The following is a 14,686-nucleotide window of genomic DNA, read 5'->3' as shown; positions in this document are numbered from 1 at the left end:
GATGCGTGCGCTGGTCGCGGGACTGCTCGGGGTGCTCGCGCTGGTGGCGACGTGGGAGCTCTACCGTGCGGTCGGGCCCGAGGCGGGCGTCACCGTCGGCGGGACCGTCGTGCTGCCCCGCACGAGCGACCTCGCGATGCCGCACGTGTGGGAGATGCTGCGGGTCTTCGGTGAGCCGGCCAGCGGCGCCTCCGACGCCGACAGCGTCCTCGTGGTCGTCCTCGGCGCTGCCGGGTTCACGTTGCGGATCGCCGCGGTCGGCTGGCTGGTCGCGGTCGTCGTCGGACTGGCGCTGGCCGTGCTGATGGCGCGGTCGGGACTGGCGGAGTCGGCGATCCTGCCCTGGGTCATCCTCAGCCAGACCGTGCCGCTCATCGCGATCGCGCCGCTGGTGCGGCGGTGGGGCTCGCAGCTGGAGGTCGGCGGCCTCGAGTGGCAGAACGAGTACTCCGTCGCGGTGATCGCGGCGTACCTGGCGTTCTTCCCCATCGCGGTCGGCGCCCTGCGCGGGCTCAAGTCTCCGGTCGCCAGCCAGGTGGACCTCATGCACGCGTACGGGGTCGGCTGGTGGACCACGCTGCGCACCCTGCGGTTGCCCTCCTCGGTGCCCTACCTGCTCTCGGCCCTGCGCCTGGCGGCCGCCAGCGCCGTGATCGGCACGGTCGTCGCCGAGGCCTCGATCGGACTGCGCGGGGGCATCGGCCGCCTCGTCATCGAGTACGCCCAGTCGGCCGGGGGAGACCCGGCCAAGCCGTGGGCCCCGATCTTCGGCGCGGTCGCCGTCGGCCTGGTCGCCGGGGGTGTCGTGGCGCTGCTCGGCCTCTTCCTCAAGCCCTACCGTCGCCAGGAGGTCCTGTCATGAGTGCCGGCACCCACGCCGTCGAGGTTGCCGGCGTCAGCCGCGTCTTCGACACGAAGAAGGGACCCGTCGTCGCGCTCGACGACGTCGACCTCACGGTCGCCGCGGGCGAGTTCGTCTCGCTGATCGGCCCGAGCGGGTGTGGCAAGAGCACCCTGCTGCGGCTGATCGCCGACCTCGACCAGCCCACGTCCGGCACCATCGCCGTGCGCGGCAAGGGCCCGCGGCAGGCGCGGCTCGACCGGGAGTACGGGATCGCGTTCCAGCAGGCCGGCCTGCTGCCGTGGCGCACGGTGGCCGCGAACATCGAGCTGCCGCTGCAGGTGCACGGGGTGGCGAAGGGGGCCCGGAGGGCGCGCGCGGCCGAGCTGCTGGAGCTGATCGGGCTGACCGACTTCGCCGACCACCACCCCGACCAGCTGTCGGGCGGCATGCAGCAGCGGGTGGCGATCGCCCGTGCCCTCGCCGAGAGCCCGAAGCTGCTGTTGATGGACGAGCCGTTCGGCGCCCTCGATGAGATCACCCGCGAGCGGATGCAGAACGAGCTGGTCAGGATCGCCGCGGAGACGGGCGCAGCGGTCGTGTTCGTGACCCACTCCATCCCCGAGGCGGTCTTCCTGTCCGACCGCGTCGTCGTGATGTCGCCGCGACCCGGACGCATCACGGGCGTGGTCGACTGCCAGCTGGGCTCGTCCAGCAGTCGCACGGACGCGGTGCGCGACGAGGCGGGTTTCTTCCATGCCGTCGCGGCGGTCCGCGAGCACCTCCACGGCACGGCGCCCGTCGCGGTCCGAGGAGTCGAGACGCGATGACCAGCACAGCCGCCGTGGGTGCGGCCCAGGCCGCCGAGACACGGTTCCGCCTCTCGGGAGCCGGCAGCCACGCCGTCCTGGCGCCGATCGGGCTCGGCGTGGTCCTGCTCGGCGCCTGGGAGTTCGGCGTGCGGCTGTTCGACATCGACCCGTTCGTCGTGCCGGCGCCCGCGGCGATCGCGGGCGAGGTGCTCGAGAACCTCCCGACGATCTGCTCGGGCTCGGTCGTGACGGGGCGCAACGCCCTGGCCGGGTTGCTGATCGGCGCAGTCGTCGGCGTGCTCGCGGCCCTCGTGTCGAGTGCGAGCCGCGTGCTGGACCAGATGGCCGCGCCGGTCGTGGCCGCCCTCTCGGTCGTGCCCATCGTGGCCCTCGCGCCGGTGCTCTACACGATGTTCGGAGCTGCGGCGGACACCGCGCGGATCCTCGTCGCGGCCCTGTCGGTCGTGGTGCCGGTCTACCTGAACACGCTGCGCGGCCTGCGTCAGGTGCTGCCGGTCCACCGCGACCTGATGCGCGCCTACGCCGCCCGCCCGGCCTGGGTCGCGTCGACCGTCACCCTGCCGACCGCCGTGCCCTTCGTGTTCACCGGGCTGCGCATCGCCTCGAGCCTGGCCGTCATCAGCGCGCTCATCGCCGAGTACTTCGGCGGTCCGATCGGGGGACTGGGCAAGTCGATCACGTCGGCCGCGGCCGGCAGCGACTACGCACTGGCGTGGGCGTACGTCTTCGGCTCCATCGTGCTGGGACTGACGTTCTACGTCGCCACCCTGGCCGCCGAGCTGTGGTTCACCCGCCATCGCGCGACCACCTGAGACCCCGTCCGCTCCAGCGGCCGGCCACCACAACACCCATCGAGGAGAACCATGAGGAAGAACAGCATCTGGGGGAAGGCGGCGGCCATCGTGGCCGTGGCGTCGCTCACGCTCGCCGGTTGCGGGGGCAGCGACGACGACAGTGCCGAGAGCGATCTCACGAAGGTCAAGCTGCAGCTGCAGTGGGTCGCGCAGGCGCAGTTCGCGGGGTACTACGCCGCGGTCGACCAGGGCTTCTACGAGGACGAGGGGCTCGACGTCGAGATCGTCGAGGGCGGGCCGGACATCGTGCCGCAGGACGTCCTCAGCGCGGGCGACGTCGACTACGCGATCTCCTGGGTGCCGAAGGTGCTCGGAGCGATCGAACAGGGCGCCGAAATCACGAACGTCGCGCAGATCTTCGAGCGGTCGGCCACCACCCAGATCTCGTTCAAGGACCGGGGGATCGCGAAGCCGGCCGACCTGAAGAGCAAGAAGGTCGGGTCGTGGGGCTACGGCAACGAGTGGGAGCTGTTCGCCGGGATGCAGAAGGACGGCGTGGGCGTCAAGGACATCAAGCTCGTCCAGCAGGCGTTCGACATGAACGGCTTCCTCGCGGGTGACATCGACGCGGCCCAGGCCATGACCTACAACGAGTACGCGCAGGTGCTCGAGACCAAGAACCCGAAGACCGGCAAGCTCTACCAGCCCGAGGACCTCGAGGTCATCGACTGGAACGAGGCCGGCACGGCCATGCTGCAGGATGCGATCTGGGCCCAGGCAGACAAGCTCGAGGACACCGAGTACGCCGAGCAGACCGTCGCGTTCATCAAGGCCTCGATCAAGGGGTGGGCGTACGCCAAGGACAACCCGGAGGACGCGGCGACGATCGTCACCGAGGCCGGCTCGCAGCTGGGCGAGAGCCACCAGCTGTGGATGACCAACGAGGTCAACAAGCTGATCTGGCCGTCGACGAACGGCGTCGGCCTCATCGACGAGGCGGCGTGGAAGCGCACCGTCGACATCGCGCTGGGCACGAAGAACGAGACCGGTGCGACGATCATCAGCAAGGAGCCCCCGGCGACCGCCTTCACCAACGAGTATGTCGAGAAGGCTCTCGCCGAGCTCAAGGACGAAGGGCTCGACGTGCTGGACGAGGACTTCGAGCCGATCGCCGTCACCCTGAAGGAGGGCGGCAAGTAGGACCACGGCCGGGCGTCGTCCCGGGGCTCGCCAGCCCCGGGACGACACCCGGCGACACCGCAGCGACTCACCGAAGGAAGCCACACCGATGGACCACGACGCCACCCTTGACCTCGACGCCCGCGCGTACGCGCTCGACCGGGCGCACGTCTTCCACTCCTGGTCCGCGCAGGGCGCGCTCGATCCCGTGGTCATCGCCGGCGGCAGCGGCACGCGAGTCTGGGACCACGCCGGACGCGAGTACCTCGACTTCTCCAGCCAGCTGGTCAACGTCAACATCGGCCACCAGCACCCGGCCGTCGTGCAGGCGATCGTCGAGCAGGCACAGCAGCTGACGACGATCAGCCCGCCGACGGCCCACCTGGTCCGTGGTGAGGCGGCCCGCCGGATCGCCGCGGTGGCGCCGGACGGGATGGACAAGGTCTTCTTCACCAACGGCGGCGCCGACGCGGTCGAGAACGCGATCCGGATGGCGCGCCTGCACACCGGCCGCGACAAGGTCCTCTCGCGGTACCGGTCGTACCACGGCAACACCGGCGCGGCGATCGTCGCGACCGGTGACTGGCGGCGCGTGCCGAACGAGTTCGCCCGCGGTCACGTCCACTTCTTCGGCCCGTACCTCTACCGCAGCGAGTTCTGGGCCGAGACGCCCGAGCAGGAGTGCGAGCGGGCCCTGCAGCACCTGCGCCGGATGATCGAGGTGGAGGGGCCGGCCTCGATCGCCGCGGTCCTGCTCGAGTCGATCCCCGGCACGGCCGGCGTGCTCGTGCCGCCGCCGGGGTACCTGGCGGGCGTCCGCGAGGTGTGCGACCAGCACGGCATCGTGCTGATCCTCGACGAGGTCATGGCCGGCTTCGGCCGCACCGGCGACTGGTTCGCCCACACCGCGCACGGGGTCGTGCCGGACCTGATCACGTTCGCCAAGGGAGTGAACTCGGGCTACGTCCCGGTGGGCGGCGTCATCATCAGCGACGCGATCGCCGCCACCTTCGACGAGCGCGTGTTCCCCGGCGGGCTCACCTACAGCGGCCACCCGCTGGCGATGGCCTCCATCGTCGCCTCGATCGACGCCATGACGGCCGAGGGCATCGTCGAGAACGCCGCCACGATCGGCCGCGACGTCCTCGGCCCGGCGCTCCAGGACCTCGCGGAGCGCCACCCGAGCGTCGGCGAGGTGCGCGGCGTCGGCGTCTTCTGGGCGATCGAGCTGGTGGCCGACCCGCAGACCCGCGCGCCCCTGCCCGCGGCCGCGATGGGCACGGTGAAGGCCGAGCTCGTGAAGCGCGGCCTGCTGCCGTTCATCGTCGACAACCGCATCCACGCGGTGCCTCCGTGCGTCGTCACCCGCGACGACGTCGCCGAGGCCGTCACCATCTACGACGAGGTGCTCAGCCTCGTCGACCCGTCCCTCTGAAACCCCTTCCCCCAGGAGCCCTGCCATGACCGACACCCCGATCCTCGACCACTACGTGGGCGGCGCCGCGTTCGCCGGCCAGTCCGAGCGGACGAGCCCCGTCTACAACCCCGCCGAGGGTGTGGTGCAGAAGCAGGTGCGCCTCGCCACCGCCGCCGACGTGGACGTCGCGGTCCTGTCCGCCCGCACCTCCTTCGCCCAGTGGAGCGAGGCGTCGATCACGACGCGCCAGAACGTGATGTTCGCGTTCCGCCAACTGCTGAACGAGCGCAAGGGCGAGCTGGCCGAGATCCTCACCGCCGAGCACGGCAAGGTCCTGTCCGACGCCGGCGGCGAGATCGCCCGCGGTCTGGAGGTCGTGGAGTTCGCCTGCTCGATGCCCCACCTGACGAAGGGCGCGTACTCCGACCAGGTGTCGGGCGGTGTCGACGTCTACTCGCTGCGACAGCCGCTGGGCGTGGTGGGCATCATCAGCCCGTTCAACTTCCCGGCCATGGTGCCGATGTGGTTCTTCCCGCTGGCCATCGCCACCGGCAACACCGTGATCCTCAAGCCCAGCGAGAAGGACCCCACGGCCGCCAACTGGATGGCCGAGCTGTTCACCGAGGCGGGCCTCCCGGACGGGGTGTTCAACGTCGTGCACGGCGACAAGGAGGCCGTCGACGCGCTGCTCGACCACCCCCAGGTCGCCTCGATCTCGTTCGTCGGCTCCACGCCGATCGCGCGGTACGTCTACGAGAAGGGCACGGCGGCGGGCAAGCGCGTGCAGGCCCTCGGCGGCGCCAAGAACCACATGCTCGTGCTGCCCGACGCCGACCTCGACCTCGTCGCCGACTCGGCCGTCAACGCCGGCTTCGGGTCGGCGGGGGAGCGGTGCATGGCGATCAGCGTCGTCCTGGCCACCGACAGCATCGCCGACGAGCTGGTCGCGAAGATCTCCGAGCGGATGGCGCAGGTCGTGACCGGCGACGGCCGCAAGGGCTGCGACATGGGGCCGTTGATCACGCGCGAGCACCGCGACAAGGTGGCGGGCTACCTCGACGTGGCGCAGGCCGACGGCGCGACGCTCGTCGTCGACGGCCGCGACACCGACATCGACGGCCCGGAGGAGGGGTTCTGGCTCGGCCCCACCCTGATCGACCACGTCCCGCTCACCTCGGCCGTCTACACCGACGAGATCTTCGGGCCCGTCCTGTCGATCGTGCGCGTGTCCGGGTACGAGGAGGGGCTCGAGATCATCAACTCGGGCCTCTACGGCAACGGCACGGCGATCTTCACCAACGACGGCGGCGCCGCGCGGCGCTTCGTCCGCTCGGTCGAGGTGGGGATGGTGGGCGTCAACGTGCCGATCCCCGTGCCGGTGGCCTACCACTCCTTCGGCGGCTGGAAGGCCTCGCTGTTCGGCGACGCCAAGGCGTACGGACCGCACGGGCTGGACTTCTTCACCCGCGAGAAGGCCGTCACGCAGCGCTGGCTCGATCCCAGTCACGGCGGCCTGAACCTGGGCTTCCCCCAGCACGACTGAGGTGGCGCCCAGCACCCCCGGGGCGAACCCCCCGGGGGGTAGGCTGGCCGCGTGTTCCCTCGCCTCCTCCCTGTCCTGTTCGCCGCGGTTCTGGTCCTCTCGGGGTGTGGTGACGGCGGTTCCGACGACAACACCCAGGCTTCCGGCGTCGCCGCCGCGAACGCCTGGGTCAAGGCCACCGACATGAACATGAGCGCCGCGTTCATGGTGGTGAGCAACAGCGCTGAGGAGGACGCCACGATCGTCGGCGTCACGACCGACCTCACCGACACCGCCGAGCTGCACGAGACTGCCGACGGCACCATGCGTCCGGTCGAGAGCCTGACGGTCCCCGCGGGTGGCTCTCTCATGCTCGAGCCCGGCGGCAACCACCTCATGCTGATGGAGCTGACCGAGGCGATCGATCCCGGTCAGGAGGTCACGTTCACGCTCGAGTTCGACGACGGCTCGACCTTCGACGTCACTGCCACGGCCAAGGACTTCGCCGGTGGCGCGGAGGACTACGAGGGCACCGAGGAGCACTGACCGATGAAGCGTCGTGCCCTCTTCGGGGGAGCTGCGGCCGTCGGTGCCGCCGCCGTGGGCGGCGCGGCGCTCGGCGGTGTGATGGGCGGCGCGGACGCCGCCGCCACCGGACCGCTCACCGTCGACTTCCACGGCCCGCACCAGGCCGGTGTGTCGATGGATCCGCAGGCGCACCAGAGCCTGCTCGCGCTCGACCTCCGGCCCGGGATCGACGCCGAGGCGGTCCGCCGCTTGCTCCTGCTGCTGACCGACGACGCCGAGCGCATGACCCGTGGTCGAGCGCCCCTGGCCGACCAGGAACCCGAGCTCGCAGCGGTGCCGGCCCGCCTCACGGTGACCTTCGGGTTCGGCCCGGGTCTCGTCGCGACGGTCCGGGGGCGGCGCGCCGTTCCGACCTGGTTGGGCCCGTTGCCCGCTTACCGCACGATCGACCGCCTCGAGGAGCGGTGGAGCGGGGGAGACCTGCTGCTGCAGGTGGCCGCCGACGACCCCACGACGGTGGCGCACGCCGTGCGCCTGTTGGTGCGTGACTCCCGGGCGTTCACGACGGTCCGCTGGCGTCAGGACGGCTTTCGCCACGGTGCCGGGACGCACCGTCCGGGCACCGCGATGCGCAACCTCTTCGGCCAGGTCGACGGCAGCGCGAACGAGGCGCCCGGTTCGCGGGCGTTCGACGAGATCGTGTGGCGCACCGGCGCCGACGCGTGGCTCGACGGCGGGACGACGATGGTGGTCCGACGCATCGCCATGAACCTCGACACCTGGGACGAGGTGGGCCGGGCGGGCCGCGAGTTCTCGATCGGTCGCCGGCTGGCCGACGGTGCTCCGACGACCGGCGGTAGCGAGGCCGACGACGTCGACCTCGAGGCAGTCGACGCGCGGGGGTTCACCGTGGTGGGGCCGGCGGCCCACGTGCGTCGCGCCCGGCCCGACGACGCCGGCCAGCGCATCTTCCGGCGGGGCTACAACTATGACGACGCGACCGGATCAGGCCTGGTCTTCTCGGCCTTCCAGGCCGACCTGGAGCGCCAGTACCTGCCGATCCAGGCGCGCCTGGCCGAGCAGGACGCCCTCAACGCGTGGACGACGCCGATCGGTTCGGCGGTCTTCGCGATCCCGTGCGGAGTGCGCCCCGGCGAGCACGTCGGTGAGGCGTTGTTCACGTGAGCGCGGAGCGCGGCTCGCTTGCACGGAATCCTCAGGCGACCCACCTACACTCGATCGAGTGATTCGCTTCGACAAGGTCACCAAGACCTACCCCGGCCAGAAGCGTGCTGCCCTCGACCGCGTCGACCTCGAGATCAACAAGGGCGAGTTCGTCTTCCTGGTCGGCTCGTCCGGCTCCGGCAAGTCGACCTTCCTGCGCCTGATCCTGCGTGAGGCCCGGCCCACGTCGGGTCACGTCTACGTCGCCGGCAAGGAGATCAACAAGCTCTCGAGCTGGAAGGTGCCCAAGCTGCGGCGCCAGCTCGGCACGGTGTTCCAGGACTTCCGGCTGCTGCCGAACAAGACCGTCTTCGAGAACGTCGCCTACGCCCTCGAGGTGATCGGCAAGCCGCGCGACGAGATCAAGCGCCTCGTCCCCGAGACGCTCGACCTGGTCGGCCTCGACGGCAAGGGCCACCGGCGCCCCGACGAGCTCTCCGGTGGCGAGCAGCAGCGCGTGGCGATCGCCCGCGCCTACGTCAACCGGCCGATGATCCTCATCGCCGACGAGCCCACCGGCAACCTCGATCCCACCACCAGCGTCGGCATCATGAAGCTGCTCGACCGGATCAACCGCGAGGACACGACCGTCCTGATGGCCACGCACGACTCCTCGATCGTCGACCAGATGCGCAAGCGCGTCATCGAGCTCGACGAGGGCCGCGTGATCCGTGACGAGGCCCGCGGCATCTACGGCTACGAGAACTGAGACCCATGCGAGCGATCCTCAACGAACTGCGCGCCAGCCTGACCCGCAACACCTCCATGACGATCTCGTTGATCGTCACCATGAGCGTGTCGCTGCTGCTGGCGTCCCTGGGCCTGCTGATCCAGGCGCAGGCCGAGCGCACCGAGCAGTACTTCGGCGACCGGCTGCAGCTGCAGGTCAACCTGTGCACCAAGAACTCCCCGGCGGCCACGTGCGTCGGCGGCGCGGCCACCGACGAGCAGAAGCAGGCCGTGCAGACGGCGCTCCAGGACAACCCCGAGGTCAAGGACTTCGCCGTCCGCAGCCCCAAGGAGAATTACGCCCAGGCCCGTGAGCTGCTCGGGCAGACCGACACCGGTCGCAAGCAGCTCGAGACGCTCGGCGTCGACTCGTTCCCCGAGTCGTACTTCGTCACCCTGAAGGACCCGCAGCAGTTCGACGGCGTGGTCAGTGAGGTCTCGGGCATGGACGGCGTGGGCAACGTCAACTCCCTGCGCGACCTGCTCGGACCCCTGTTCGAGATGCTCGACAAGATGCAGTGGGCGGCACTGGCCACGGCCGGCCTGCTCATCATCGCGGCGATCCTGCAGGTCTCGAACACGATCCGGATGACGGCGTTCGCGCGCCGTCGCGAGATCGGGATCATGCGCCTCGTGGGCGCCTCCAGCTGGCACATCCAGGCGCCGTTCGTGCTGGAGTCGCTCGTCGCGGCCTTCATCTCGGCGGCGCTCGCGGCCGGCGGCTTGGCGGCGTTCATGCACTTCGTCGTCTACGGCTACCTGCGCGACACGCTCGGCCGCATCACCACGTGGGTGCGCTGGGAGGACGCCTTCCTCGTCATGGGCATGACCACGGTCCTGGCCCTGCTGCTGGCGCTCGTGCCGACGTTCGTCATGACGCGCAAGTACCTGGACGTCTAGCCCGCGGCCGACACGCGGCGGAGCGATGTGGCGGCCAAACCCTCAACCTCTGCCGTAGAGTCGCTCGCGTCAGTTCGCACGATTCCGTCCCCTGTGGACACTTCCCCGGATTCGAGACCATGACGAGAATGCGCAAGCCGCTGCTCGCCCTGGCCCTCAGCATCACGCTGGTGGCCAGCTTGAGCGCGCCCACCTTCGGTGGCGAGAAGGACGACGTCAAGCGCGAGCAGCGCGCGAACAAGCAGCGGCTCAAGGACGCCCAGGACGAGGTCCAGGAGTCCACGCAGGCCGCTCGCGACGCCAAGCGCGCGCTCGATGCCGCCTCGTCGCGCCTCGCCGCCGCCGAGACCGAGCTGGGCCAGACGCGCGGCAAGCTCGCCGTCGCCCAGGCCGAGGACGCGCGCCTGCGCGCCGAACTCGACAAGGCCGAGGCCGAGCTGGAGGCCGCCGAGGCTGCGCTGAACGCGGCCGAGAAGGAGCTCAAGCAGTCCCGCGGGGCCGTCGAGTCGTTCGCCGTCGAGTCGGTCATGGCCGGCGACTCCGGGCTCAAGGCGTTCGGCGACCTGCTCCGTGGCGCCGACCCGGGCGAGTTCTCCGAGCAGATGAGTGCGTCGACCTCGATCGGTGACGCCCAGATCGCCCTCATGCAGGAGCTGGCGGCGTCCGAGGTCATGCTCGGCATCGAGCGCGACAAGGTCGAGAAGCTGCGCGACCGCGTCGCCGACCAGAAGCAGCAGGCCGAGGCCGTCGTCGTGCAGATGCAGGCACTCACCGCCCAGGCCGAGGCCCAGGCCGCGTCCGTGGCCCAGCTGGTCACGGCCCGCGCCGGTGCCAAGCGCAGCGCCGAGGCCGCCCTGGCCGAGGACCAGAAGCTGCTGGCCGAGCAGGAGGCCGAGAGGTCCCGGCTCGAGAGCCAGATGGCCGAGATCGTCCGGCAGGAGCTCGAGGCCGCTCGCAAGGCAGCCGAGGCCGCCGAGCGTGCCCGCAGGAAGAAGGGCGGCGGAGGAGGCGGCGGCAAGGACAACGGCGGTGGCGGCGGCGGTTCAGGCGACTCCGGCGGTGCGCTCAGCCGTCCGGTCCCCGGACCGATCACCTCGCCGTACGGGATGCGCCGGCACCCGATCACGGGCGTCTACAAGCTCCACGACGGCACCGACTTCGGCGTCGGCTGCGGCACCCCGATCCGTGCCGCGGCCGGTGGCCGGATCATCTCGCAGTACTACAACGGCGCCTACGGCAACCGCGTGATCCTCAACAACGGGGTCAAGCGCGGCAAGAGCATCATCACGACCTACAACCACCTGTCGCGGTTCGCGCGCGGGTCGGGGGCGAAGGTCAGTCGCGGCGAGGTCATCGGCTACGTCGGCTCGACGGGGTACTCCACCGGTTGCCACCTGCACTTCATGGTGCTGGCGAACGGACAGACGACCCAGCCGATGAACTGGCTCTGACCCCACGCTGGACCCGACCTGTCAGAATGGTCGAATGGCCAAGGAGACCGGTCGCAAGATGATCGCGCAGAACAAGAAGGCGCGGCACGACTATCACATTGAGGACACCTTCGAGGCCGGTCTCGTCCTGACCGGCACCGAGGTCAAGTCGCTGCGTCAGGGTCGTGCCTCGCTCGTCGACGGCTTCGGTGAGATCGATCGCGGTGAGGCGTGGCTGCTGCAGGTCCACATCCCGCAGTACGACAACGGCACGTGGACCAACCACGAGACGCGTCGCCGCCGCAAACTCCTGCTGAACCGGCACGAGATCGAGAAGATCGAGCACCGGACGCAGGCCAAGGGCCTGACGATCATCCCGCTCAGCCTGTACTTCAAGGACGGTCGGGCCAAGGTCGAGCTCGCGCTGGCCCGGGGCAAGAAGGAGTACGACAAGCGCCACTCGCTCGCCGAGCGCCAGGCGTCCCGCGACGCCGAGCGCGAGGTCGGCAGGCGCCTCAAGGGCATATGACCTGGCAGGACGCCGAGCTCGCCGCGTACCTCGAGCGGCTGGGCGTGCCGGGGATCGCGGACGTGCACGTGCACTTCATGGCCCCGCAGGTGCTGGCGAAGGTGTGGGCGTACTTCGACGCCGCCGGCCCGAAGCTGGGGCGGCCGTGGCCCATCCACTACCGGACCAGCGACGACGAGCGCGTCGAGACGCTGCGTGCGTTGGGTGTGAAGCGGTTCACCGCCCTGTCGTACGCGCACAAGCCGGGCGTGGCCACCTTCATGAACGACTGGCTGACCGGCTTCGCGGCGCGGGTGCCCGAGAGCGTCCACTCGGCCACGTTCTTCCCCGAGCCGGAGGCGGCCGAGTACGTGCCCGCCGTCATCGCCGAGGGCGCGCGCGTCTTCAAGGCCCACCTGCAGGTGGGGGAGTTCGCCGCCGATGACCCGCTGCTCGATCCGGTGTGGGCCACGATCGAGCAGGCGCAGGTGCCGGTCGTGCTGCACGCCGGCTCGGGTCCGATGCCGGGCCCCCACACGGGTCCGCAGGGCGTGGCCCACGTGCTCGAGCGCTTCCCGGAGCTTCCCCTGGTGATCGCCCACCTCGGCATGCCCGAGGTCGACGGGTTCTGCGACCTCGCCGAGCGGTACCCGAACGTCCGACTGGACACGACGATGACGTTCGTCGACTTCTTCCCCGATCGCCCGCCGGTGGACCCGCAGCGGCTGCTCGCCCTGCAGGACCGCATCGTCTTCGGCAGCGACTTCCCCAACATCCCGTACCCGTACGCGCACCAGGTCGAGGCGCTCGACCGGCTCGGGCTCGGCGACGACTGGATGCGCGCCGTCCTGTGGACCAACGGCGCCGATCTCCTCGGCTCCTGACCCGGCCCCACCCACCCCGCGAGTGGCGCAAAATCGCCCGCCACTCGCCGAGTGGCGGGCCTTTCTGCGCCACTCGCGACCCCGGAATGCGCCACTCGACGTCCCCGACCGAGAGTGTCACGGATCGAGCGGAACAATTCGGCGGGTGAGGCGGTTAGAATGGATGAAGATTGACAATTCCAGAGGGGCTGATCGGTTTCGACTGTGGTCGTTCGATCCAAGAGAAGCGGGTAGAGAAGGCAACGTCATCTCTCAAACGATCGTTGCAAACCCATAAGTGCCGATTCCAAGCGCACTGACTTCGCCCTCGCTGCCTGACAGCGACTTGCGGAGGGTGGACCCGGGAGCGTCCTCGTCCCGGATCGTCCATCTCATCTAGAGGACTTGCTGATCTGACCGTGTAGCGCGATCAGATCGGGACTTTTTCGCTACTGAGCCTGTCGGTGACGCGTTCGTCCGAGCACCGGGGCCGAGAAAAGCGCCAGACGAACTGCACCCGGAGAAGTCTTGGTTCAGCGTCATAGGACCCGGGTTCGATTCCCGGCAGCTCCACAGCCCTCATGGACGAGAGCCGCTCCGATCCGTCGGAGCGGCTCTCGCTGTGTCTCGAGGTGAGCGAGGTGCATCAGAAGCCCGCGGGCGGCCGACGAATTCCGTACCGTTGTTCCCACTGTGAACATGCGCCCCTTCCTCACCACCCTGCTCGCGCTCACGATCGCCCTCGGTGGTCTCCTCGCGACTCCCGCCCAGGCCCTTCCGCGTGTGGGTATGGTCCAGGCCGCCGGCGTCACCTCGTCCTCCGTCACGCTCACGTGGCCGAAGTACCGCGGCGCGAAGACCTACCGCGTCCATCGCGCGGCCAACTACGCGTTCACGAAGGGCCTCCGGGTCACGAAGGCGAAGACCAACCGAGCGACGGTCCGCGGACTGCGCTCCGGAGTGGAGTACTGCTTCAAGGTGCGGGCGTACAACCGCAAGGGCCAGCACGTCGCCACCAGCGCGCGCACCTGCAAGCCCGCGGCGGCGATCTCCGTGCCGAGGGCCGGGGCGCCCGTCTCGACCATGACCTACAACATCTGCTCGCAGGTGTGCGACCGCCGGCCCGAGCTGCGCATGAAGCCGTGGAGCGTGCGCCGAGGCGTCGTCACGAACACGATCCTGCGCTCGGGCGCCGACGTGGTGGCGTTGCAGGAGTCGTTCGGCTGGAAGACCATCGCCGGCGACCTGCGCTCGGCCTACACGGTGGTCCCGGAGTTCGGGTACTACCAGGTCTCCACCCTCGCCTTCAGGACCTCGCGGTTCGAGCAGGTCGTCGACACCGTCACGTACGGGGACGGTGGTGAGACGGTCGTCGAGACCACGCCGCGCGCCGCGACGATCAACCTCCCGAACGGAAAGCGCGCCACCTGGTCCGAGCTGCGCGACCGCCGGACCGGCCGGAAGACCGTGTTCGTCTCGGCCCACATCTCCGACCAGACGGGCAGCGCCGCCAACGCACGACGGCGCGTGGAGACCCGCTCGCTCCTGGTGCAGGTCGGCGCTGCCAACACCCACCGCTCGCGCGTGGTCTACCTCGGCGACTTCAACTCGAACAAGTCTCGCGGGCACGCGGGCGACACTCCCGCGCGGGTGATGGGCTCAGCCGGCTACCTGGACGCGTACGACCAGGCGCGCACGCTGACGCGACCGAACTTCAACAGCGTCACGAAGGGCGCCCTGAAGCCGGTGCGGAGCTTCACGCACGGCGATCACATCGACAAGGTGTGGGTCCGTCGGGGCGACGGGATCGGCGTCGAGTCGTGGGCGAACGCCAACCCCATCCGCGGGACGAAGTACGTCGGCCCGCTCGGCTCGGACCACTGCCCGATCCTGGTGCGCCTGCGGATGTCCTGACCGG

At 70.0% G+C, this 14,686-nt stretch carries 14 protein-coding genes and 1 other RNA gene; all 15 read left to right on the top strand.

What is annotated here, in order from left to right; translation table 11 throughout:
• Position 1: 1 nt before the first annotated feature.
• The 15 genes from AFL01nite_RS08475 (at position 2) to AFL01nite_RS08405 (ending at position 14,682) form a co-directional block, all read left to right on the top strand.
• A complete protein-coding gene (locus tag AFL01nite_RS08475; RefSeq protein WP_146827270.1) occupies positions 2 to 862 on the top strand; it encodes an ABC transporter permease in 861 nt (286 codons plus the stop codon).
• Positions 859 to 1,671 (top strand): ABC transporter ATP-binding protein, encoded by an 813-nt coding sequence (locus AFL01nite_RS08470; protein ID WP_146827236.1) that lies wholly within the window; start codon positions 859 to 861, stop codon positions 1,669 to 1,671. The genes AFL01nite_RS08475 and AFL01nite_RS08470 overlap by 4 nt, the downstream gene beginning before the upstream one ends.
• Positions 1,668 to 2,486 carry an ABC transporter permease gene (locus AFL01nite_RS08465; RefSeq protein WP_146827235.1) on the top strand — a complete coding sequence of 273 codons (819 nt, stop codon included), beginning with the start codon at positions 1,668 to 1,670 and terminating at the stop codon, positions 2,484 to 2,486. The genes AFL01nite_RS08470 and AFL01nite_RS08465 overlap by 4 nt, the downstream gene beginning before the upstream one ends.
• A 51-nt stretch (positions 2,487 to 2,537) precedes the next feature.
• Positions 2,538 to 3,668 (top strand): ABC transporter substrate-binding protein, encoded by a 1,131-nt coding sequence (locus AFL01nite_RS08460; RefSeq protein WP_146827234.1) that lies wholly within the window; start codon positions 2,538 to 2,540, stop codon positions 3,666 to 3,668.
• 88 nt (positions 3,669 to 3,756) lie between these two features.
• Positions 3,757 to 5,082 carry an aspartate aminotransferase family protein gene (locus tag AFL01nite_RS08455; protein WP_146827233.1) on the top strand — a complete coding sequence of 442 codons (1,326 nt, stop codon included), beginning with the start codon at positions 3,757 to 3,759 and terminating at the stop codon, positions 5,080 to 5,082.
• A 25-nt stretch (positions 5,083 to 5,107) separates the two neighbouring features.
• Positions 5,108 to 6,607 (top strand): CoA-acylating methylmalonate-semialdehyde dehydrogenase, encoded by a 1,500-nt coding sequence (locus AFL01nite_RS08450; protein ID WP_146827232.1) that lies wholly within the window; start codon positions 5,108 to 5,110, stop codon positions 6,605 to 6,607.
• Between the two features lie 51 nt (positions 6,608 to 6,658).
• Positions 6,659 to 7,132 carry a copper chaperone PCu(A)C gene (locus AFL01nite_RS08445; protein ID WP_146827231.1) on the top strand — a complete coding sequence of 158 codons (474 nt, stop codon included), beginning with the start codon at positions 6,659 to 6,661 and terminating at the stop codon, positions 7,130 to 7,132.
• Positions 7,133 to 7,135: 3 nt separating this feature from the next.
• Complete coding sequence (locus AFL01nite_RS08440; RefSeq protein ID WP_146827230.1) at positions 7,136 to 8,299, top strand: Dyp-type peroxidase; 1,164 nt, start codon at positions 7,136 to 7,138, stop codon at positions 8,297 to 8,299.
• Positions 8,300 to 8,357: 58 nt separating this feature from the next.
• Positions 8,358 to 9,047, top strand: a complete 690-nt coding sequence (ftsE, locus tag AFL01nite_RS08435; RefSeq protein WP_146827229.1) for a cell division ATP-binding protein FtsE — start codon at positions 8,358 to 8,360, stop codon at positions 9,045 to 9,047.
• Between the two features lie 5 nt (positions 9,048 to 9,052).
• The gene (gene ftsX, locus AFL01nite_RS08430) at positions 9,053 to 9,967 is read left to right on the top strand and encodes a permease-like cell division protein FtsX (RefSeq protein WP_146827228.1); all 915 of its coding nucleotides are present in this window, start codon (positions 9,053 to 9,055) and stop codon (positions 9,965 to 9,967) included.
• A gap of 128 nt (positions 9,968 to 10,095) precedes the next feature.
• A complete protein-coding gene (locus AFL01nite_RS08425; protein ID WP_146827227.1) occupies positions 10,096 to 11,418 on the top strand; it encodes a M23 family metallopeptidase in 1,323 nt (440 codons plus the stop codon).
• Positions 11,419 to 11,452: 34 nt separating this feature from the next.
• Positions 11,453 to 11,926, top strand: coding sequence for an SsrA-binding protein SmpB (smpB, locus tag AFL01nite_RS08420; protein ID WP_146827226.1), 474 nt, complete (start codon positions 11,453 to 11,455; stop codon positions 11,924 to 11,926).
• On the top strand, positions 11,923 to 12,789 hold the full coding sequence (locus AFL01nite_RS08415; protein ID WP_146827225.1) for an amidohydrolase family protein: 867 nt from the start codon (positions 11,923 to 11,925) through the stop codon (positions 12,787 to 12,789). Before smpB ends, AFL01nite_RS08415 begins: the two co-directional genes overlap by 4 nt.
• Before the next feature lie 184 nt (positions 12,790 to 12,973).
• Positions 12,974 to 13,344, top strand: a transfer-messenger RNA (tmRNA) gene (gene ssrA / locus AFL01nite_RS08410).
• A gap of 123 nt (positions 13,345 to 13,467) precedes the next feature.
• Positions 13,468 to 14,682 (top strand): fibronectin type III domain-containing protein, encoded by a 1,215-nt coding sequence (locus AFL01nite_RS08405; protein WP_146827224.1) that lies wholly within the window; start codon positions 13,468 to 13,470, stop codon positions 14,680 to 14,682.
• Positions 14,683 to 14,686 lie beyond the last annotated feature (4 nt).

The organism is Aeromicrobium flavum (assembly GCF_007992115.1).
Lineage (GTDB): Bacteria > Actinomycetota > Actinomycetes > Propionibacteriales > Nocardioidaceae > Aeromicrobium > Aeromicrobium flavum.
The sequence above is the reverse complement of the archived record's forward strand: the minus strand, read 5'-3'. Positions and strand labels throughout refer to the sequence as shown.

Bases quoted from the DNA above. Each gene is read 5' to 3' on its own strand.
- AFL01nite_RS08475 (WP_146827270.1), top strand. From the start codon at position 2: ATGCGTGCGCTGGTCGCGGGACTGCTCGGGGTGCTCGCGCTGGTGGCG.
- AFL01nite_RS08470 (WP_146827236.1), top strand. From the start codon at position 859: ATGAGTGCCGGCACCCACGCCGTCGAGGTTGCCGGCGTCAGCCGCGTC.
- AFL01nite_RS08465 (WP_146827235.1), top strand. From the start codon at position 1,668: ATGACCAGCACAGCCGCCGTGGGTGCGGCCCAGGCCGCCGAGACACGG.
- AFL01nite_RS08460 (WP_146827234.1), top strand. From the start codon at position 2,538: ATGAGGAAGAACAGCATCTGGGGGAAGGCGGCGGCCATCGTGGCCGTG.
- AFL01nite_RS08455 (WP_146827233.1), top strand. From the start codon at position 3,757: ATGGACCACGACGCCACCCTTGACCTCGACGCCCGCGCGTACGCGCTC.
- AFL01nite_RS08450 (WP_146827232.1), top strand. From the start codon at position 5,108: ATGACCGACACCCCGATCCTCGACCACTACGTGGGCGGCGCCGCGTTC.
- AFL01nite_RS08440 (WP_146827230.1), top strand. From the start codon at position 7,136: ATGAAGCGTCGTGCCCTCTTCGGGGGAGCTGCGGCCGTCGGTGCCGCC.
- ftsX (WP_146827228.1), top strand. From the start codon at position 9,053: ATGCGAGCGATCCTCAACGAACTGCGCGCCAGCCTGACCCGCAACACC.
- AFL01nite_RS08425 (WP_146827227.1), top strand. From the start codon at position 10,096: ATGCGCAAGCCGCTGCTCGCCCTGGCCCTCAGCATCACGCTGGTGGCC.
- smpB (WP_146827226.1), top strand. From the start codon at position 11,453: ATGGCCAAGGAGACCGGTCGCAAGATGATCGCGCAGAACAAGAAGGCG.
- AFL01nite_RS08415 (WP_146827225.1), top strand. From the start codon at position 11,923: ATGACCTGGCAGGACGCCGAGCTCGCCGCGTACCTCGAGCGGCTGGGC.
- AFL01nite_RS08405 (WP_146827224.1), top strand. From the start codon at position 13,468: ATGCGCCCCTTCCTCACCACCCTGCTCGCGCTCACGATCGCCCTCGGT.